This is a genomic window from Vibrio sp. 10N.261.55.A7, from assembly GCF_002877365.1.
Lineage (GTDB): Bacteria > Pseudomonadota > Gammaproteobacteria > Enterobacterales > Vibrionaceae > Vibrio.
Genome location: NZ_MCWZ01000246.1, coordinates 15,149 through 35,158, shown reverse-complemented (window position 1 = coordinate 35,158; position 20,010 = coordinate 15,149). Strand labels below are relative to the sequence as shown.

At 44.1% G+C, this 20,010-nt stretch carries 16 protein-coding genes; 6 read left to right on the top strand and 10 right to left on the bottom strand.

Translation table 11 applies throughout. From position 1 onward, the window contains the following. Nucleotides 1-44 precede the first annotated feature (44 nt). Genes BCU12_RS11430 through BCU12_RS11420 form a run of 3 tightly spaced genes read right to left on the bottom strand, consistent with a single transcriptional unit; the run spans nt 45 to nt 2,028 of the window. Nucleotides 45-668, bottom strand: coding sequence for a bifunctional 4-hydroxy-2-oxoglutarate aldolase/2-dehydro-3-deoxy-phosphogluconate aldolase (locus BCU12_RS11430; RefSeq protein WP_102404385.1), 624 nt, complete (start codon nt 666-668; stop codon nt 45-47). A 57-nt stretch (nt 669-725) separates the two neighbouring features. Continuing rightward, nucleotides 726-1,658, bottom strand: a complete 933-nt coding sequence (locus BCU12_RS11425; protein ID WP_102404384.1) for a sugar kinase — start codon at nt 1,656-1,658, stop codon at nt 726-728. A 34-nt stretch (nt 1,659-1,692) separates the two neighbouring features. Further along, the gene (locus BCU12_RS11420) at nt 1,693-2,028 is read right to left on the bottom strand and encodes a cupin domain-containing protein (RefSeq protein ID WP_102404383.1); all 336 of its coding nucleotides are present in this window, start codon (nt 2,026-2,028) and stop codon (nt 1,693-1,695) included. A gap of 311 nt (nt 2,029-2,339) precedes the next feature. On the opposite strand from BCU12_RS11420, the gene BCU12_RS11415 reads away from it, so the two are divergent. Next, a complete protein-coding gene (locus BCU12_RS11415; RefSeq protein ID WP_102404382.1) occupies nt 2,340-4,508 on the top strand; it encodes a heparinase II/III family protein in 2,169 nt (722 codons plus the stop codon). Next, on the top strand, nt 4,508-6,658 hold the full coding sequence (locus tag BCU12_RS11410) for a heparinase II/III family protein (protein ID WP_102404381.1): 2,151 nt from the start codon (nt 4,508-4,510) through the stop codon (nt 6,656-6,658). Before BCU12_RS11415 ends, BCU12_RS11410 begins: the two co-directional genes overlap by 1 nt. Before the next feature lie 397 nt (nt 6,659-7,055). On the opposite strand, the gene BCU12_RS11405 is transcribed toward BCU12_RS11410, so the two are convergent. The 7 genes from BCU12_RS11405 to BCU12_RS11375 all read right to left on the bottom strand — a co-directional run bounded on the left by BCU12_RS11405 (nt 7,056) and on the right by BCU12_RS11375 (nt 14,058). Continuing rightward, nucleotides 7,056-8,546, bottom strand: coding sequence for a tripartite tricarboxylate transporter permease (locus BCU12_RS11405; RefSeq protein WP_102404380.1), 1,491 nt, complete (start codon nt 8,544-8,546; stop codon nt 7,056-7,058). A gap of 9 nt (nt 8,547-8,555) precedes the next feature. Then, the gene (locus BCU12_RS11400) at nt 8,556-9,017 is read right to left on the bottom strand and encodes a tripartite tricarboxylate transporter TctB family protein (RefSeq protein WP_102404379.1); all 462 of its coding nucleotides are present in this window, start codon (nt 9,015-9,017) and stop codon (nt 8,556-8,558) included. An 83-nt stretch (nt 9,018-9,100) separates the two neighbouring features. Next, complete coding sequence (locus BCU12_RS11395; protein ID WP_102404378.1) at nt 9,101-10,027, bottom strand: tripartite tricarboxylate transporter substrate binding protein; 927 nt, start codon at nt 10,025-10,027, stop codon at nt 9,101-9,103. Nucleotides 10,028-10,050: 23 nt separating this feature from the next. After that, nucleotides 10,051-10,524: a hypothetical protein gene (locus tag BCU12_RS11390; RefSeq protein ID WP_102404377.1), complete on the bottom strand. Its 474-nt coding sequence runs from the start codon at nt 10,522-10,524 to the stop codon at nt 10,051-10,053. A 372-nt stretch (nt 10,525-10,896) separates the two neighbouring features. Further along, nucleotides 10,897-11,652: an SDR family NAD(P)-dependent oxidoreductase gene (locus BCU12_RS11385; protein WP_102404386.1), complete on the bottom strand. Its 756-nt coding sequence runs from the start codon at nt 11,650-11,652 to the stop codon at nt 10,897-10,899. A 207-nt stretch (nt 11,653-11,859) separates the two neighbouring features. Next, nucleotides 11,860-13,179, bottom strand: coding sequence for an MATE family efflux transporter (locus tag BCU12_RS11380; RefSeq protein WP_102404376.1), 1,320 nt, complete (start codon nt 13,177-13,179; stop codon nt 11,860-11,862). A 159-nt stretch (nt 13,180-13,338) separates the two neighbouring features. Further along, nucleotides 13,339-14,058 (bottom strand): FadR/GntR family transcriptional regulator, encoded by a 720-nt coding sequence (locus BCU12_RS11375; RefSeq protein WP_102404375.1) that lies wholly within the window; start codon nt 14,056-14,058, stop codon nt 13,339-13,341. 484 nt (nt 14,059-14,542) lie between these two features. Here BCU12_RS11375 and BCU12_RS11370 point away from each other — a divergent pair, with 484 nt between their 5' ends. The 4 genes from BCU12_RS11370 to BCU12_RS11355 all read left to right on the top strand — a co-directional run bounded on the left by BCU12_RS11370 (nt 14,543) and on the right by BCU12_RS11355 (nt 19,391). Beyond that, entirely contained in the window at nt 14,543-15,262 is a 720-nt protein-coding gene (locus BCU12_RS11370; RefSeq protein ID WP_102404374.1) for a FadR/GntR family transcriptional regulator, read from the top strand. Between the two features lie 293 nt (nt 15,263-15,555). Further along, nucleotides 15,556-17,421, top strand: coding sequence for a putative nucleotidyltransferase substrate binding domain-containing protein (locus tag BCU12_RS11365; protein ID WP_102404373.1), 1,866 nt, complete (start codon nt 15,556-15,558; stop codon nt 17,419-17,421). Then, complete coding sequence (locus tag BCU12_RS11360; RefSeq protein ID WP_102404372.1) at nt 17,421-18,137, top strand: 3'-5' exonuclease; 717 nt, start codon at nt 17,421-17,423, stop codon at nt 18,135-18,137. The genes BCU12_RS11365 and BCU12_RS11360 overlap by 1 nt, the downstream gene beginning before the upstream one ends. Before the next feature lie 372 nt (nt 18,138-18,509). Then, on the top strand, nt 18,510-19,391 hold the full coding sequence (locus BCU12_RS11355) for an NAD(P)-dependent oxidoreductase (RefSeq protein WP_102404371.1): 882 nt from the start codon (nt 18,510-18,512) through the stop codon (nt 19,389-19,391). Nucleotides 19,392-20,010 lie beyond the last annotated feature (619 nt).

Sequence of the window (20,010 nt, the reverse complement as noted above, 5' to 3'; positions counted from 1 at the left end):
ACGAGCCAATTGGCTCGTTTCTGTGTTCTTGCGAAAAGCTAAGATTAGTTAACGTGTTTTACTGCATCACGTACTAGAGCACCAAGCTCATCCCACTTACCTTCGTCCATAAGCTTCGTTGGAACCATCCAAGTACCACCACAGGCTAGAACCGATGGGATTGAAAGGTATTCGTCAACGTTCTTAAGGCTAACACCACCTGTCGGCATGAAGTTTACTGGGTAAACAGCGGTTAGCGCTTTCAGCATGCCAACACCACCTGATGGCTCAGCAGGGAAGAATTTTAGAGTACGTAGACCCATCTCCATTGCTTGCTCTACAAGGCTAGGGTTATTAACACCAGGAACGATAGCGACGCCTTTGTCTAGGCAGTATTGAACTGTGCGAGGGTTGAAACCTGGGCTTACGATGAAGTCAACGCCCGCGTCGATAGACGCATCAACTTGCTCGTTAGTTAAAACCGTACCAGAACCGATCAGCATCTCTGGAAACTCTTTACGCATGACACGAATGGCTTCAATTGCACACTCAGTACGTAGAGTGATTTCAGCACAAGGCATACCGTTTTCTACTAAAGCGCGGCCTAGTGGAATAGCGTCTTCAACTTTATTGATTGCGATAACTGGAATAACTTTCAGGTTTGCTAACTGTTCATTTAGTGTTGTCATGACTGTATTCTCTTGTCTGTTTATGGGCCTAGCGGTTTCACTAAGCTCAGCTAAAATTTATAGGGAAAGGTCTGGCATTGCGTCGATTGGGATAATCGCGCCTTGGTACAGAATCACAGTACCGGCGACACAGTGACCCGCAAAAGCTGCTTCACGTGGATTACCACCACACAAACGTTTTGCTAAGAACCCTGCGCTGAACGAATCGCCCGCTGCGGTTGTATCGACAATTGATGTCACTTTGTTTGGTGAAACGTAAGACGCATTCTCACCATCGACAACTAAACAATCGTCACCACCACGCTTAATGATGATCTCTTTTACACCCGCTTTAGCCGTACGATCAATACATTGCTCAACATCATCGTCGCCATAGAGCTCTTGCTCGTCGTCGAAAGTAAGTAGTGCAGTATCGGTTAGGCTGAGCATTTTCGTGTACTGGGTTTGTGCTTCTTCTTGACTCGCCCAAAGTTTAGGACGGTAGTTGTTGTCGAAGAATACTTGTCCACCTTTTGCTTTAAATTGCTCAAGCATGCTGAAAAGAACGCTACGGCCATTGTCAGTTAGGATAGCCAACGTAATACCACTTAGGTATACAGCATCAAACTCTAGCAACGATCCTACAAGCTTTTCGGCATTGCTTTGGTCGAATAAGTAACGAGCCGCTGCGTCGTTTCTCCAGTAAAAGAAGCTACGCTCACCAGTACTATCGGTTTCGATGTAGTAAAGGCCAGGCTGCTTGTTATCCATGCGGTTAACAAGGCTAGTGTCGATGCCCTCGGCATTCCAGGCTGCAAGCATATCTGAACTGAAAGAGTCTTGGCCTAAAGCGGTCACATAACTTGTTTTGATATTATGTGCCTTTGTTAAGCGAGACAGGTAAAGAGCCGTGTTAAGTGTGTCGCCACCGAACGCTTGCTTAAGCCCTTCCTCTTTAGTCTGAAGCTCAACCATGCACTCGCCAATGACCGCGATATTAAATGATTTCATTTACGTACCTTAGCAACTGTGGTTGCGCTAATGATTATTTTAGGAAGTCTTCACGAGCAGGAGAAAACGCATCAAGCAGGATGCTGTCTTGCTCTAGTGCAACAGCACCGTGCACTTGGTGTTTAGGAGCAATGTATGCATCGCCTGCTTTAAGTACTTGTTTCTTACCGTCAACTTCTGCTTCGAAGCTACCGCTCACTACGTAACCGATTTGGTCGTGAATTTCGTGAGCGTGTGGTGCGCCAATAGCGCCCTTGTCAAAGCAAAGGTGAACTAACATTAACTCATCAGTGTAGCCTACAATCTTGCGTTTGATACCACCGCCAAGTTCTTCCCACTCTGTATCTTGAATATTAAAGAAAGGATTCATAATGTCGTTCTCCGAAAAACGATTAAATAAAGATAACTGCTATGGTCGTATCATAGTTGATAAATTTGATTTGTCATACAATATGTTCAAGATTGTGTGACCTAGGTCAAATTGAATAGCCGTTTTCATAAAATTCCGGCACGTAGTGTGTCGAACGTTTATTTACGCATTTATCTTTAAAACAAATGGTTACAACGGTTCGTGTGACATTGATCATCATTTTGTCAGGAATAGGTAGGACGAAAGCTCTTATTGTATTACTTTATATGGAGATTGTTATTCTAACTACTAATGCGTTATAGCGGACTAAAATGACTCAACCAATTTTGCTTACAGAAGATGAAATCACACAACTTCGACAGGAAGTAGGACGTGATACCTTGATGGGAAAAACCATTGCCAAGAATGTAAGAGAAGTGGGTGACTTCATGAGTTTACCGCTTGATGTCCCGGGTCACGGGGATGGTGGTAGTTATGAGCACAACCGTCATAAAGAAAACTATACCTACATGAATGTAGCGGGTCGACTTTTCCTTATAACTGGGCAGCAGAAATACGCTGACTTTGTTGTGTCGTTGTTAGAAGAGTACGCCGATAAATACTTAGATCTTGGCTTCCAGGTACAAAAAAACACCAATCCGACAGGGCGCATCTTCCACCAAATTCTCAACGAACACGGTTGGTTACTCTTTACCAGTATTGCTTACTCGTGTGTTGCGTCGACAATGTCAGAGCAGCAGCGTCAGAGAATCATTGATCGTTTGTTCATGCCAATGATTGAAATGACCATCGATAAGTACGCACATCGATTTGACCATATTCACAACCATGGCGTGTGGGCCGTTGCGGCTGTGGGCGCTTGCGCCGTGGCTATTGGTAAACTTGAATACCTAGAGATGGCCGTTTACGGTAAAGACCGTGACGAAACCAGTGGCTTTCTAGACCAAGTATCGAACCTATTTGCGCCTTCTGGCTACTATTTAGAAGGGCCATATTACTCTCGTTTCACGATTCGTCCGCTCGTATTGTTTGCAGAGATCATTCATAGGCACTTGCCAGATGTAGATATCTACAACTACAAAGAGGGCCTGGTTGGTAACACTGTTCAAGCACTTCTGGCATCAGCATATCCAAACGGCGTTTTCCCAGCAATGAATGATGCGTCTCAAAGCATGAGTATTGCTGATATGGGCGTTCAGGTTGCGGTTAGCATCTACGGTGCGCATTACTCTTTGGATGAAAACATTCTTGGAATGGCGAAAATTCAAGACGGCGTGTGGATGCACCCATGTGGGTTAGATGTTTCTCGTGCTTATGAAAAAGCGTCGGAAAATCGCGTGATTGGCATGCCTTTCTGGCCAAGCATAGAGCTGAATGAAGGGCCAACCGGTGAAAGCGGTGCGCAGGGCTTTATCCGTATGCAGGATAAACAAGGCGATGTAACTCAGCTGGTGATGAATTATGGTCAACACGGCATGGGCCACGGCCACTTCGATACGCTCGGCATTACGCTCTTTAATCGTGGCCATGAAGTGCTACGTGAATATGGATTTGCTCGTTGGATAAACGTTGAACCAAAATTTGGTGGTCGTTACCTACCAGAGAATCCATCGTATGCCCGTCAAACCATTGCGCACAATAGTGTGACTATCGATGAAACTTGTCAGAATAATTTTGATGTTGAACGCGCAGACTCTGTGCATGGCACACCGCACTTCTTTAACGTTGATGATAGTAACATCAAAGGCATGAGCGCATTTGCGAACGCTCACCATGATGGTTTTGACCAGCAACGCAGTGCTTTTCTTCTCAATCTAGAGGAATTAGAAGCACCTCTTTTGATTGATTTATATCGACTCGCCGGTGAAGGTGAGCATCAATATGATTATTCTCATCAGTACGGTGGTCAAATCATACACACCAACTTTGCCTATGAGGCATTCCAAGAACTGAAGACCTTAGGCGACGACAACGGCTATCAGCACCTTTGGAAGGTGGCGCAAGGGCAAGCAAATGAACTGGCATTAGTGAGCTGGCTCCAAGACAACAGTTACAACACATGGCTTGGTACGAGCTCGAACAATAATGCGGAAGTGATTTTTACTCGCAGTGGGGCAAACGATCCTAGTTTTAACCTGCGTAGTGAGCCCGCATTCATTTTGCGTAGCCGAGGCGAATCCACCTTATTTGCGTCAGTACTTGAAACACATGGCTATTTCAACGAAGAGTTTGAACAGTCTGTCAACGCGCGTGGTCAAGTACAAAACATTCAAGTGATTGGGCACAGCGACAACGCTTCTGTCATTGAAATCACAACAAAGAAATCAATTATTACCCTGATGATCAGCAACCAGGCTGATGCATCAGGTGAAACCAAACACCAAGTAGAATTTAACGATAAAACATACAGCTGGACAGGCTACTACTCACTAGAAATCTCTATTTCAGAAGTAGCGACGTCAAAGCAGGAGAACAAATAATGAGCTATCAACCACTTTTACTTAACTTTGAAGAAGCAGCGGAACTTCGTAAAGATCTTGGCAAGGATAGCCTATTAGGAAAAGCGTTATCACGTGATATCGCTCAAACAGATGCTTACATGACTCAAGTCGGCATCGAAGTCCCTGGACACGGTGAAGGCGGCGGTTACGAGCATAACCGTCACAAGCAAAACTACATCCACATGGATTTAGCGGGTCGCTTATTCCTGATCACTGAAGAAGCGAAATACCGTGATTACATTGTAGAAATGCTAACGGCGTACGCGAAAGTGTACCCAACGCTTGAAAGCAATGTGAGTAAAGATACGAACCCACCGGGTAAGATTTTCCACCAAACACTAAACGAAAACATGTGGATGCTTTACGCGTCATGTGCATACAGCTGTGTTTACCATACGCTTTCAGACGATCAGAAAACGTTGATTGAAACGGATCTGTTTAAGCAGATGATTGACCTGTTTGTCGTGACTTATGGCCATGACTTTGACATCGTTCACAACCACGGTTTGTGGGCTGTTGCAGCGGTTGGTATCTGTGGTTACGCAATCAACGATCAAGAGTCTGTAGACAAAGCAATGTACGGCTTGAAGTTGGACAAAGTGAGCGGCGGTTTCTTAGCGCAACTTGACCAACTGTTCTCGCCAGACGGCTACTACATGGAAGGTCCTTACTACCATCGTTTCTCTCTGCGTCCAATCTACCTGTTCGCTGAAGCGATTGAACGTCGTCAGCCAGAAATTGGCATCTACGAGTTCAACGACTCAGTTATTAAGACCACATCTTACGCGGTATTTAAAACAGCTTTCCCAGACGGTTCACTGCCTGCTTGTAACGACTCATCGAAAACGATCTCTATCAACGATGAAGGCGTTGTGATGGCGACATCTGTGTGTTTCCACCGTTACGAGCAAGCTGAAACGCTTCTTGCGATGGCGAATCACCAGCAAAACGTATGGGTTCACGCATCAGGCCAAACACTGTCTAACGCAGTTGAAGCGGCTGATGAAATCAAGCCATTTAACTGGGGCAGCCTGTACATCACTGATGGCCCTGAAGGCGAGAAGGGTGGACTAGGTATTCTACGTCACCGTGACGAGAAAGATGACGACACGATGGCGCTTATCTGGTTTGGTCAGCACGGTTCTGATCACCAGTACCACTCAGCACTCGATCACGGTCACTACGATGGTTTACACCTGAGTGTGTTCAACCGTGGCCACGAAGTGCTTCACGATTATGGTTACGGTCGTTGGGTTAACGTTGAGCCGAAATTTGGCGGTCGTTACATCCCAGAGAACAAGTCTTACTGTAAGCAGACGGTTGCCCATAACACAGTGACAGTTAACCAGAAGACACAAAACAACTTCAACACTGCATTGGCAGAGTCGAAGTTTGGTGAGAAGCATTTCTTCAACATCGAGAATGAAAAACTGCAAGGTATGAGCGGCCGTATCTCAGGTTACTACGAAGGTACAGAGATGCAGCGCAGTATTCTTCTGGCTGATCTTCCTGAATTCGAAAAGCCACTAGTGATTGATGTTTACCGCATCGAGTCTGAGCAAGAGAATCAATATGATCTTCCGGTGCATTACTCTGGTCAAATCATCCGTACTGATTTTGAATACCAAACCGAATCTACACTGAAACCTGTGGGTGACTCTGATGGATACCAACATCTTTGGAACCTAGGTTCAGGTAAAGTTGAAGGCAGTTCATTGGTAAGCTGGCTTGTGAACAACAGCTACTACTCATTGGTGACCAGTGCAACGGCTGACAGTGAAGTGATTTTTGCCCGCCTAGGTGCTAATGATCCAGACTTCAACCTGCGCAGCGAGCCAGCAATGATCATGCGTCAGTCTGGCAAAGACCATGTATTTGCATCAGTGCTAGAAACTCACGGCTACTTCAACGAAGAGTTTGAGCAATCGACTAATGCACGTGGTTTAGTTGAATCTGTCACTGTTGTTGGTCACAACAGCGTAGGCACTGTGATTCGCATCGCGACAACGTCGGGTAACACATACCACTACGGTATCTCTAACCAAGTTGAAGCTAAGCAAAAATCAACACATACGGTTGAATTTGCGGGTGAAACCTTTATTTGGGAAGGGGCTTACGCTCAGCTATAACGCAATCGCAAGTGATTAATATTGAACCGGATGCTTCTACGAGGCATCCGGTTTTTGTTGTATTTAGAGGGCACTTATCTTTATCATCGGCGTGTTTGCCAGCGGCAGTGCAGACAAGGCCACGTTCTTTGTTATTGGTGCCTTAATTTTCTTTGCAGGTTGTCATCTGTATCGTTCTCGTCATGAATTAAAGGGTGAGCAGTTTGCCAGTTAATCGTGACTTGAACGCCAATAATTGGGAGGAAACGAAGGCAGGTTAATGTGTCTCGCTGCTTTGATTGTTGAGCATTAAAAAGAGGACGACACCTTTCAGTATTCGTCCTCTTTCTCGTTTCTAGTCAATGTGTTTCTACACCACCTAGTTCCACATAATCTATTGTAGATTAATTCTTGGGTATCAACTCGCTGCTTTGAGTTGCTGTTTCTTCTTCATTTTCATGGTCGAATAAACAGAGAAGATAGCCAGCAAGATAAACGCAAGGGCAATCGGGCGCTCATACAAGAAAGACCAGCTGTTGTCGTACATCAGTAATGCTTTACGAAGGTTGGTTTCAGCCATTGGCCCCAAAATGATGGCGAGGAGAATAGGCGAGGTAGGGATGTCTAGTTTTCCTAACACAAAGGCCAATAAGCCAAACGCAATCGCAATTCCAACGTCGAACATTGAGTTGTTGATGGCGTAAGCGCCAACGACAGACAAGAAGATAATGATTGGAATCATCAGCATCTTAGGCACTTCAATGATGCGGCAGAAGAATCGAATACCAATCAATCCAACAATCAACATCAGAACGTTAGCGACCAGCATTGAGCTGAAAATGCCATAAACAATATCTGGATTTTGAGTAAACAGAAGTGGCCCAGGCGTTAGCCCTTGAACAATCAGTGCGCCAAGCAATACGGCGGTTGTTGCATCACCGGGAACACCGAGCGTTAGCAACGGAACTAATGAACCACCCGTTACGCCGTTGTTGCCAGCTTCTGCTGCTGCCAGCCCTTTAACCGAGCCTTTGCCAAACTCGTCTTGGTTTTTCGATACGCGTTTTGCTTCGTTGTAACAAACAAATGCTGAGATATCCGCCCCTGCACCAGGGACTGAACCAATGGTTGTACCCATGATTCCGCTTTTCACTGCGGTTGGCATCATCTCTTTGATGTCAGCTTTGCTCAGCAGTTTGTGATCAAACTTGGCGACTTTTGCCTTCTTCTCATCAATGATTTTTTCAATCTGATTGATGGCTTCTGAAAGAGCAAACAAACCGATAAGAACAGGAATAACGTTAATGCCGCTGTAGAGGTCCATCACACCAAAAGTGAATCTTGGTACACTGCTGATTGGGTCAAGCCCCACAGTAGACACAAGCAAACCAATGGTACCGGCGAGTAGCCCTTTTAAGATATTCTGCGACGAAACACTGGCGATTATCGTTAAACCAAAGAGTGCTAATGCAAAATACTCTGGCGCATTAAAACGCAGTGCAAAGTTCGCCAACATTGGCGCAATGCCAATCAGTACCATCGTACTGATAATACCGCCTATGAAAGACGCGACTGCAGAAATACTCAACGCGCGGGCCGCTTGTCCTTTAACGGCAAGGGTATGCCCGTCAAGCACGGTAGCAGCGGAAGCGGGCGTACCCGGTGTTTTAAGCAGTATGGCGGCAATAGAACCCCCATAAATGCCACCGATATAGACACCAATAAGCATGACTAATGCTGACGTTGGCTCCATACCAAAAGTGAAGGGTAAAAGAATCGCAACACCCATTGTGGCGGTTAGCCCAGGCAGTGCACCAAGTACAATACCGCCAACGACACCAAAGACTAGAACGGGTAAAACGGCTGGACTAAAGGCAACAAAAAGGCCATTCATTAAATGCTCTAACATAGCAATTCCTTAATAAAAAATGCCTTGAGGTAAAGAGATATAAAACACTTCACCGAAGAGGTAATAAACACAGAAAACGAACGTCCATGCGACGCCGTAGTAGAGCGGCTTTTTGATCTTGAAGAAAATTAAGTACGCCGTAAATGCAATCAGGCTCGCGAATAGGTAGCCAACAATGCTGATGAGAATGGCGTAGCCAATTAAGAACACAGTACCGAAGATCGCCATGCGAGAAATCATTGGAGTTTGGCCTGATTCCGATAGGGTTGCCTCTTTCGCTGACTTCATTCGGTGTTGAACGATCAAGGCAATACAAATGACAATTTGAAGTATGGCGACAACCGCTGGGAAGAATTTGGCATCGACGCTAGCGTCTTGAAAACGAGGTTCTGCAAATTGACCAACCAAAAACAGAATTATGGCGCTACAGACAATGACCAATGATGGGAAAAATACATGTCTATTAAACATAGGTTCACCATGGATAAAGATATTTAGAAATGAGACTTACCAAAAAAAAAGGAGCTTTCAATTGAAAGCTCCATAACCATGTTTTAGTTGATTAAAGTGCTAAGTGATTTTGTATCGTCAGCCACGAACTGAGTGAACTCTTCAGCATTCATGTTGTGGATAGTCATTGCGCCTTTTTCCATGAACTCTTTGAATTCTGCACTCGCCATTGCTTCGTCGAATGCTTTACCTAGTGTTTCAATGACTTCGTCTGGCGTGTTTTTAGGCGCGCCAATACCACGCCATGTACCAGTAATAACATCAACACCTTGCTCTTTTAGAGTTGGTACATCTGGGATGTAAGCAATACGCTCTTCAGACATAACCCCTAACGCTTTAAGCTGACCAGAGCGCAGTTGAGCAATAGCTTCTCCAGGCGTTACCATAGTCACGTCTGTGTGCTTACCTAGAACTGCAGGAATGGCTTCTGAAGCTCCGTTGTAAGGAATGGCGTTCAGTTTGATATTTTGGTCTTTTTCAAGCGCCATTAGGTAGAAGTTAGGCGCAGCGGTAGAAGCAAACTTCACGGTTCCTTCACCTTTCTTCGCATCTGCAATGAGGTCGTTGATTGTGTTGTAAGGGCTATCTGCTGATACCAATACGACCGCTGGATCAAGGTTAACGAGTCTAATCAGTTTGAAATCACTCGCGTCATGTTGCATTAACCCCATTTGAGGTAATGAAGCAATCTCACGAGTCACGACCGTCAGAGTGTAACCATCAGCACGTTGCTGAGCGCCGAAGCTCATGCCTACTGCGCCAGCACCACCTGTTCTGTTCATGACGGCGATGTTTTGTCCTAGAATATCTTTTGCAGAGTTAGCCAAAGTACGGCCAACGGCATCAGTACCGCCACCTGCACCAAAAGGTACAACTAAACGAATGTTTTTGCTTGGGTAGTCAGCAGCTATAGAGGTTGCAGAGACCATTAGGCCCGCAGCGATGAATAGAGATTTAAGAAGCTTGTTCATAATCAGTCCTTTTGTTTTTATCTTTAGTTTCTGTACGTTTGTGTAGGGTTTTCTATCTTATTATTTTGGTACTCACTCATGCATAACTGTTCTATTGCCACTGCAATCCAGCCACTGATGAGCATGTCATACCACTGTTCAACACCACTGCACGCGACAACGACATCGCCATAGACAAAAGAGCCATAGAAAAGTAAATCGTCGTCTTTGAGTGAAGCGGTGTGAAGGGTTTGGTTTACTAAGTTTGCACCTGAATTTCTCCAAGCTTGCTGTGCTTTTTTCTTAGCAAGTTGGTCGAAAGGAATTGTCCATTCTGCAGAGTTGCCAAAGGAGGTTTCATAGAGAATGGCATCAGAAAATGTTGATTCCCAAGGCTTTAATCTAGGATCCATAATGACAACGTGGAGTTCTTGTCGATTCGTACGTTTGAACAATTCGTTAATTGCAGGGGTTACCAGTTCTACTGCGTCTTTTGCGATATCGACATGTGATTTCATTGCTTGTCCTTAACATACTAAATCTACTTTTACTTGATATATTGTATTACAAGTAATTGACATTGATTATTGACGCGTTATTTAGGCCTGTCACCCTTAACTCCATCGAATGTTGATTCAAAGCACACTAGATGGGACTTTAGAGCTACAAAAATTGAACATGGTCACGTAGGTAGAAACGCAGATGCATATGGTTTCATGTCTTCAAATATGATTTTATCTGAACGAATGGAATGAGAAATGAGCGGTAGATCAATCAAAGGAAATTTGGTTTGTAGCTAGAAAAGAAAAGCCGCAGATAATCATCTGCGGCTGTTGGTAGGTATTACTATTCGGCGTTTGGTTCAATACGCCTTGTAGAGAGCCTGAGAATTAGATACCCAGAGCTTGACCACCACCGATCTGAAGTGTTTCAGCCGTGATGAATGATGCGTCTTTGCTCACAAGGAAAGAGATTGCAGACGCGACTTCTTCAGGTTGGCCTAAACGACCTAACATGATGCTGTCAGCCCAAGATGCGAATACTTCTGGTTTCGTTTCTTTGATTTGCGCGTGGAATGGCGTATCGATTGTACCTGGAGATACTGCGTTAACGCGGATGTTTGCAGGTGCAAGTTCTTTTGCTAATGCACGAGTGAGTGTATGAACGGCTGCTTTAGACGTACCGTAGATACCTGCGCCTGGGCCGCCCGCGTTCCAAGCTGCGTTAGAGGTAAAGTTGATGATCGATGCGTTTTCTGATTTTTTCAGGAATGGGATAGCCGCGCGAGACACGAAGAATACGCTGTCTAGGTTTAGTGCCATCACGTTACGGAAGAATTCAGTGCTCATTTCTTCGATTGAGCTACGACCGCCAAGACCGCCAGCGTTGTTCACGATTACGTCGATATGACCGTATTTCTCGCCGATAGCGTTAATGTTTTCAGTCACCGCGTGCTCGTCAGTAATGTCAAAACCTAGGAACTCAGCGTTAATACCTTCTGCTTTTAACTCTGCGATACGCTCAACACCACGCTCAGCATCAATGCCGTTTAGAACAACAGTATAGCCGTCTTGACCAAGGCGTTTAGCAACTTGAAATCCGATGCCGCCCGTAGCGCCTGAGATAAATGCAATTTTTTTAGACATATTGATGTTCTCTATTTGTTGGTTGAGTCGATCCATTCAAAGGAGCTATCTCCGTATGAATGACGTATGGTGTTATTGTAATACAATTAAGGTGAGACGCAAAAATATTGAGATTGATTATTTACGAATGGTGATGAAGCTCACGCTTAGACTCGGTTTTAGGTCGAGATCTAAGCGAAAAAAGATGAAAGGAGTCGTGTTTCTAGGTTAGTCATACATCAATTTTTCTGCCTGCGACGCGTTGAATTCTCGTAACGACTTTCGAGCTAAATGTCGGAATGGTAGTGCTTTCACGAGTTCTTCAAAAGGCTGGATGGCGAATGCCAAAAAGATAGAGCAATCGAAAACGAGGATGAGAACTGCACACAATGGAATGGAGATAACCCACTGCCCGGTAAAGTTAATCTTAAATACAGCAGTGGTTTTCCCAAGCGCACGCAACACATGACCATGGACGGTATTGTAGCCGCGTATGAGAGGTAAAAATATGTATAGCGGTGCAATCGTCGCCAAGGCCACGTAGGTTGATTGGTCAAGGTCAGGGTAGATGTTGTGGATGACGAGAGAAAAGAGCGCAAAAATCATGGCACAGATAAAAGAGATCCCAACCGCAACATCAATACTGGTATTGACGTTCTTTACCAAGTCATCCATTTTTCTCGAACCGATCGCTTGGCTGATGGAGATCGCCGAAGAGTGAGCCCAGGCCGTAATAAACTGTGTACCCGCACGAATCCATGGGCTAACAAGGGTAATCGCAACATACGCGTTAATATTCAGCTGTGAATACAGTAGCTGATAAACCGTGGCTCCAATGGATAGAATCGTCATATTGGCCGCAACTGGGAATATCTCTATGAAGTGATGCTTAATATTGCTGGAGAATTCTTTACCGCGCGATTTTAAGCGCAAAGAAATACCGTCATCGTAGTGAACACAGGCAAACAAAAAGATCAATCGAACGGTAATGGCAATGACACTGCCAAGTGCTGCACCTTGTACGCCTAATCCCTCAATACCCAATCCATTCGCTAGCGTAAATCCATGAATAAGAAAGTACGACAACAGGGCGTTTACGGGCAATTCAATTAAGTAGCCTTTAAATGGTACTTTTGAGCGACCCAAACTATTAAAGAGTGCAATGATGACTTGAGTCGCTGCAGTGTACAGCACTAAATATTTGGAGATATCTAAATAGTCAGCGATCTGTTGATGCAGCTTTACATCATTGGTGAGTGCGTTGATTAAGTGAGTATCGAAAAGCGTTAACAGTACCCAGAATAGAAAAGCAGCCGTGAAATTAATGCAGGTGCCGGCCCAAAATGCTTTTGATAGCGATTGTTTTACGCCAGAACCAACCGCTCGGCTTAAAACGAGTTGGGTACCGTTGGCGAGTGCCATTTGAATACCCAGTATAAAAGCAATGATAACCGTCGCCATGCCCATCGCCGCAAGAGGAATTTCTCCAAGCGGAGAAACCAACAGCGTATCTATCATCAACATGGACTGCATTAGCAATGCGTTCATTGCCAATGGCCATGCTAACGAGAAGTTTTTTCTAATGTAAGACTGTGATGCCACGAACAACCTATTTAATGGAGCGGTTTACCAGTGTAATGGTGAACAGTAACTGTAGATTCAAAACAGTTACGACGAATCAAAACGATGACCAAAGCAAATTGGGCGCTAGGCGTTGACCACTTGTTGCGCCAATTTCTGGTTTTCATCGTTAAGTAATTGAATGGAAGCCGTGCGTGCTTTGTCTGCTTCACCAGACATAATCGCGTCGTAAATGGCTTTATGTTCAGCAAGGCAAAAACGACCACCTTCTGCTGAATGATCAATAAATTGCTTAAAGATAGTGGATAAAATATTGGCAAACGGAATGTAAAATTGGTTTTGTGTGGAAGCGAAGATGGCTTGATGGAACAGTTGGTCGTTAACTGTCCATTCATCATAGTCGAAGCTATTTGCTGCAATGGTCATTTTCTGGAACAACACAGAAATCGTTTTACGCTGCTCAACGGTTGCCTTTGTTGCAGCTATCGCGCACGCCTCAGGTTCAATGGCTTTTCTTAGCCCCAAGAATTGAGCTAAGAAAGGTTGTGTGTCATCAAGATCTTGAATCCAATCCAATAATTGAGGATCCAAAAAATGCCATTGGTTCCGTGCGCACACATGCGTACCGACTTTGGGTTTAGATTCGATGAGACCTTTAGCCGATAATAATTTTGTGGACTCGCGCAACGCGGTTCTGCTGACGCCGAAAATGTCACAAAGATCCATCTCATTAGGCAATTTTTCAAATTCTTTTAGCTCGCCAGAAAGTATTTTTCGAGCGATTTGTCTTGCAACTTGCACATGAATCCGACGGTTTGAGTTTTCAACTAAAGAAAAAGTTGTCATAGGTTTACCTAACTAGATATGGGATTGAACATTTCAAATATTGTCTAGGTAAGGCTCTACGCGACGAAAACGAGAAATGAACATAACAGTTCAGTTATTTCTGATCCCAAATACAAAAAATGAAAACCGATAAGAGAAAATTGTACAAAGGTAGAAATACTTGCTTCATATTTAATCATACAATAAGACTTCTGTGGGTCAAGGACAACCTGTTAAACGTGTGGAAAAGTGTGTGATCGCGCACTAACTCGACTTATCGAAGTGGGATTGAAAACAACTTTTAGCTCAACAAGTTACATATAAGTTAATGAGTTGTTATCTTTTTGGTTTTGTTGGGGCTGGTAGTGTGCGCTAATCGCTGCTAACACTGGGCTGGCAATGTTTGTTGCTTCTGCTGTCACGTTATCGTAGTAATAGATTGGTCAAGATAGACAAAACTGATATAATTTCACTTAAATAATACATTACTAATAATAGTGAGCTTATGTCAGGTTCTTTTAATTCAATATCAGGTTCAAAACGTAGCTTGCATGTACAGGTTGCTCGCGAGATAGCGCGTGGAATTCTCTCAGGCGATCTTCCTCAAGGCTCTATTATTCCTGGTGAAATGGTGCTTTGTGAACAGTTTGGTATCAGTCGAACAGCCCTTCGCGAAGCCGTAAAGCTTCTTACATCAAAAGGTCTGCTAGAGTCGAAGCCTAAAGTTGGAACCCGTGTCGTCGACCGTGCTTATTGGAATTTTCTTGATCCACAATTAATCGAATGGATGGACGGGCTCGCTGATACTGACCAATTCTGCTCTCAGTTTTTAGGTTTACGCCGAGCGATTGAGCCTGAAGCTTGTGCGTTAGCAGCAACTCATGCAACAGCAGAGCAACGTATAGAACTTTCGGGTATTTTTCAGAAAATGGTTGAAGTTGCTGAGGCGGATGAGTTTGATCAAGACCGCTGGACTGATATTGATATGAAGTTCCATAGCTTGATTTTTAACGCAACGGGTAACGACTTTTACCTGCCGTTTGGCCATATTTTGACGACCATGTTCGTTAACTTTATTGTGCACTCTTCTGAAGAGGGCAGTACCTGTATTAACGAACATCGTCAGATATACGATGCGATTATGGCTGGTAACAGTAATAAAGCGCGCGAAGCTTCAGCGAATCACTTACATGAATCCAATCATAGATTACCTGTAGCAAGTTAAGAAATAATCAAGAACCTTTTTAAAAAGCATGCATCGCATGCTTTTTTTATGTCTCGATTTAGGCAAGAAGGGTGTTTAAAGCCGCCCTCAGTATTCACGTCGTTTTGTCGAGCGCCGATCCATTTATCGTTCTGTTTAGTCCAGTCAGAGAAATAGGTAACTTGTGCAACTTTAGATGTTTATAATTTAAACAATAACTCGATCTTGTGATCGTTTAAGGTAGCGGTAAGATAATTTAATTATATAATAAGACATATTAGCTTCGGTAAACGATCAACCATAGTGAGTAGTCTATGCCTCAATCTCTTATTCCAAATATCATTCAGTTTATTGGGCAGATTGACCCTTTTGATAAAATCCCCAAAGAGGCACTTCGAGAGCTCGCTTTCAATGTTCAGATCACATACCTGAGTAAAGGTGAGGTGGTTGACCTGGATGAAGAAGGAAAAGAAAAATCTTTGTACATCGTCAGAACCGGCTCGATGGAGCAAAGGAAGTCTGATGGTGTGTTAAGGGCGCGATTAGGTTCTGAAGACTTGTTTGGTTTTACGTTTCTCGACAGCAATATGGACAACGATAACAGTTATAAAGCCATAGCCATTGAAAACACGTTGCTGTACCTCATTCCTCATTCTGCACTTCAAGAACTCTTTAAAACCTTTCCAGCGTGTGCTGAGCACTTCGCATCACAGGCTCAAGTGCGTCTTAAGTCGGCGTTAGACGTCGTATGGTCAAACAAAGAAAAAGGGCTCTTCATTCGCAAGGTAGAAGATGTGGCGAGTGGTCGAGTCGCCGTCGTCACCGCTGATCAAACCATACAGAAAGTCGCCCATGAAATGAGAATCGTAAAACGGACGTCATGTGCGGTTATCTACGAGGACGATAAAATTGTCGGGCTGATTACCGATCGAGACATGACAAAAAGAGTCATCGCCCAGAACGTCAGTATTGAACGACCTATCAAGGAAGTGATGACGCACTCTCCGCTCACCATCAAACCGGACGATCTTGTTCTTCACGCCGCATCGGTAATGATGCAGTTCAGTATCCGAAACTTACCGATCGTTAAAGACAATCAGGTGATTGGCCTGCTGACAACGTCTCATCTGGTTCAAAATCACCGCGTTCAAGCCATCTTCCTTATTGAAAAGATAAAGTACGCGACGAGTGTTAAATCTTTAGCGGGTTTCACGGCTGAGCGACAAGCCATTTTTGAAGCCTTGGTTGAAGGTAAAGTGGCCGCTGAAACCATAGGTAAGGTCATGACGATGATCATGGATGCCTACACTCGTCGGTTGATTCAGATTGCGATGGACAAACTGGGCGCGCCGCCATGTGATTTTTCATGGATTGTTGCGGGTTCACATGCGCGAAATGAAGTCCATATGTTGTCGGATCAAGACAGTGCCATCGTGTTGTCTGATGACGCGACAGACAATGATCGCATTTACTTTAAACACCTTGCCGCGTTGGTGACGAACGGTCTTGCTCGTTGTAATTACCCACTGTGCCCAGGTAATTACATGGCTGCTACACCTAAGTGGTGTCAGCCTTTGGAGGTTTGGAAACACTATTACAAAAAGTGGGTAGCCAACCCAGAGTATGAACGCCTGCTTAACATCAGCGTGTTTCTTGAGATTCGAACCATTTATGGCAATAGCGAATACGAAACGATTTTGCGTGATGAACTGCATCGCAATATTCACAGCAATCGAGAGTTTCTATCGACACTTGTTAAAGATGCGATTAGTACACAGCCCCCTCTGGGTATCTTTAACAGCTTGGTGCTAGAGAAGTCGGGTGAAAACAAGAAAACACTGAACATTAAGAAGTACGCCATCAACTTGATTATTGACTTGGCTAGAATATATGGCCTTGCCGTTGAGTGTGATCGATCATCAACCGATGAGCGATTTAGCGCGGCGCGTGAAAAAGGGCTATTGAGCGAGGATTCATTCAAAAATATCCTTGGCGCTTATCAGTTTATCTTGTCATTTCGATTCAGCCATCAGTTAGAAGCGTTGAAAGCGGGTCAAGAGCCTGACAATAATATCAATCCGAATAAGTTTGGTAGCTTTGAACGTAAGCATTTAAAAGACGCATTTAGAATCATCGCTGATGTTCAAGAAGCGGTAAAAGTGCGATTTGGGAGTCGATAATGAAAAGGCTGCTGAACTACTTTCACCCGCTAGAAAGGTTGAAGCGAGCACGAAAGCGCTGTTTGGAAACCATGCCATTGCCTGAGGTATTGATCGATCTTATGGCGTTTCCCACGCCTAATTTGCATGACCTTGCCAAGGATGTCGATTTTATTGTGTTGGATCTCGAAACAACGGGTCTCGACAGCCAAAATGATCTGATTTTGTCAGTGGGTTGGGTGGAAATGTCGAACGGCAAAGTCGACCTATCAACCGCGCGCCATTTGTATATTGATGATGACTCTCAAATCAACCCGGAAACAGCCGTCATCAATCACATTACACCTCAAATGTTATCGGAAGGTGTCTCAATACATGACGCGATGATGGCGTTTTTCGAGGCAGCAAAAGGCAAACTTGTTGTTGCTCACGGTTGCGTTGTTGAAGAGAACTTCATTCAGCATTATTTGTCGCAGTACTACCACATTCATTCTTTACCACTCATATGGGTAGACACACTGCGCTTAGAAAAATCGATGGAAATGGCGATCAGCCAGCATGAAGAGGTGGATCTCACTTTAAGTGGTACAAGGCAGCGATACGCATTACCCGAATACAATGGGCATAACGCACTTGCGGATGCAATTTCCACCGCAGAGCTGTTTCTTGTGCAGCAAAAGCGCCTAACTGCGAGAAAGCCATTAACCGTTGCCGTGATCTATCGGTTAGGTCGATAACAGTGGCGACTAAATACGACACATTGATACTTGCAAATCGTTATGTATGACTAATTGCGATTTTTGTTACTGCTAGTCGTGACTGAACTTGACCTTATCTTTGCGTGGCTAGCGGCACATAGCCTATTGGTTTTCTGTTTGAGTAGACAATGATGACAGTGAATGGGGAAGGGCCTATAAAATTGCTTTATCGCTTTGTTTATATAGCCTGTCATGAGTGTCTGTATTGTGTTGTTTGTAGAACTTTCAGGTGATATTCACGATTTATTTTTGATATTGGGATCTAATTGCTGTTTTTATCATTGATTAAATCTAATCATAGGTATATAGTCTTTATCAATTAATCATACAATAGTATATTTGGAGTTAGACATGACTAAACCAGTAATTGGTTTCATCGGCCTTGGCCTTATGGGCGGCAACATGGTTGAGAACCTTCAAACCCGTGGCTACGAAGTTAATGTAATGGATCTTAATAAAGATGCAGTTGCAGCCGTTCTAGGTCGTGGTAACGCATCTGAAGCATCTTCTGGTAAAGAACTTGCTGAGAAAAGTGACATTGTTATGCTTTGTCTAACCACTTCTGAAGTTGTTGAGAAAGTGGTTTACGGCGAAACTGGTATCCTAGCGGGTATGTCAGAAGGCAAGACTCTAATTGACTTCGGTACTTCTATCCCTGCTTCTACTAAGAAAATTGGCGCTGCACTAGCTGAACTTGGCGCAGGCATGATCGACGCTCCTCTAGGTCGTACTCCAGCTCACGCTAAAGATGGTCTTCTAAACATCATGGCTGCTGGCGACATGGAAACATTCAACAAAGTTAAACCTGTTCTTGACGAGCAAGGCGAAAACGTATTCCACCTAGGTGCGCTAGGCGCAGGTCACGTGACTAAGCTTGTAAACAACTTCATGGGTATGACAACTGTTGCAACTATGTCTCAAGCTTTCGCTGTTGCTAAGCTTGCTGGCGTAGACGGTCAACAACTGTTTGACATCATGTCAGCGGGTCCTTCTAATTCTCCATTCATGCAGTTCTGTAAGTTCTACGCTGTAGATGGTGAAGAGAAGTTAGGTTTCTCTGTTGCTAACGCAAACAAAGACTTGGGTTACTTCCTTGCTCTATGTGAAGAGCTAGGTACTGAGTCTCTAATCGCTCAAGGTACTTCTACTAGCCTACAAGCTGCAGTTGATGCAGGTCTTGGCCAAAATGACGTACCAGTAATCTTTGACTACTTCACTGGTCTTAAGAAGTAATTAAAGGTCTTTTTACTGTCGCGTTTTCCTATTGACGCGGCAGTAAATTTCATTTCACTTCTCCCCTCTCGTTATAATCTTCTTGTTCACTCCCTACTAGAAAACGCCCTATTTTTCCCAACGTTTGTATTGTCTACCGATCTCACTGATAAAATTTTAAGCATTTTACTTGGTCGATTAAAACCGCTTGAGTGCATGAATGTGTCATTTTTTATGGCGTCAATGTCTTCAATTCAGCCACCTTTGCCATTGTTAGAGTAACTAGTGTTAGAGCACCTAAACAAGAACATCAAACGCTAATAGCGTCACAACACTAATCTGAAGACGAATTTCATTTGTTAGTATACAAACGGGCTAGGTGAGTGCTAAGGTCGCTTTGGGCTGACAGGACGCCCGTCTCGTGAAAGTGATTCCACCTGCTAGGAAATACCTAGAACTTACATACTCTTTAGACTTGGCCTTTAACGAGACAGGCCACCAGTTTGATGGAGTTTGTATGCACAACCGACAAAGATCTCATGATTCAAAGTATCTGAATCCTATCCCTTCAAGTTATCACCCTGAATCTATCTTCAGAAACACTAAGTATTTGAATTTTAAAATTAAAGTTGTGACCGTT

Coding starts and splice junctions, on each gene's coding strand:
- BCU12_RS11430 (WP_102404385.1), bottom strand. CDS start 668: ATGACAACACTAAATGAACAGTTAGCAAACCTGAAAGTTATTCCAGTT.
- BCU12_RS11425 (WP_102404384.1), bottom strand. CDS start 1,658: ATGAAATCATTTAATATCGCGGTCATTGGCGAGTGCATGGTTGAGCTT.
- BCU12_RS11420 (WP_102404383.1), bottom strand. CDS start 2,028: ATGAATCCTTTCTTTAATATTCAAGATACAGAGTGGGAAGAACTTGGC.
- BCU12_RS11415 (WP_102404382.1), top strand. CDS start 2,340: ATGACTCAACCAATTTTGCTTACAGAAGATGAAATCACACAACTTCGA.
- BCU12_RS11410 (WP_102404381.1), top strand. CDS start 4,508: ATGAGCTATCAACCACTTTTACTTAACTTTGAAGAAGCAGCGGAACTT.
- BCU12_RS11405 (WP_102404380.1), bottom strand. CDS start 8,546: ATGTTAGAGCATTTAATGAATGGCCTTTTTGTTGCCTTTAGTCCAGCC.
- BCU12_RS11400 (WP_102404379.1), bottom strand. CDS start 9,017: ATGTTTAATAGACATGTATTTTTCCCATCATTGGTCATTGTCTGTAGC.
- BCU12_RS11395 (WP_102404378.1), bottom strand. CDS start 10,027: ATGAACAAGCTTCTTAAATCTCTATTCATCGCTGCGGGCCTAATGGTC.
- BCU12_RS11390 (WP_102404377.1), bottom strand. CDS start 10,524: ATGAAATCACATGTCGATATCGCAAAAGACGCAGTAGAACTGGTAACC.
- BCU12_RS11385 (WP_102404386.1), bottom strand. CDS start 11,652: ATGTCTAAAAAAATTGCATTTATCTCAGGCGCTACGGGCGGCATCGGA.
- BCU12_RS11380 (WP_102404376.1), bottom strand. CDS start 13,179: ATGAACGCATTGCTAATGCAGTCCATGTTGATGATAGATACGCTGTTG.
- BCU12_RS11375 (WP_102404375.1), bottom strand. CDS start 14,058: ATGACAACTTTTTCTTTAGTTGAAAACTCAAACCGTCGGATTCATGTG.
- BCU12_RS11370 (WP_102404374.1), top strand. CDS start 14,543: ATGTCAGGTTCTTTTAATTCAATATCAGGTTCAAAACGTAGCTTGCAT.
- BCU12_RS11365 (WP_102404373.1), top strand. CDS start 15,556: ATGCCTCAATCTCTTATTCCAAATATCATTCAGTTTATTGGGCAGATT.
- BCU12_RS11360 (WP_102404372.1), top strand. CDS start 17,421: ATGAAAAGGCTGCTGAACTACTTTCACCCGCTAGAAAGGTTGAAGCGA.
- BCU12_RS11355 (WP_102404371.1), top strand. CDS start 18,510: ATGACTAAACCAGTAATTGGTTTCATCGGCCTTGGCCTTATGGGCGGC.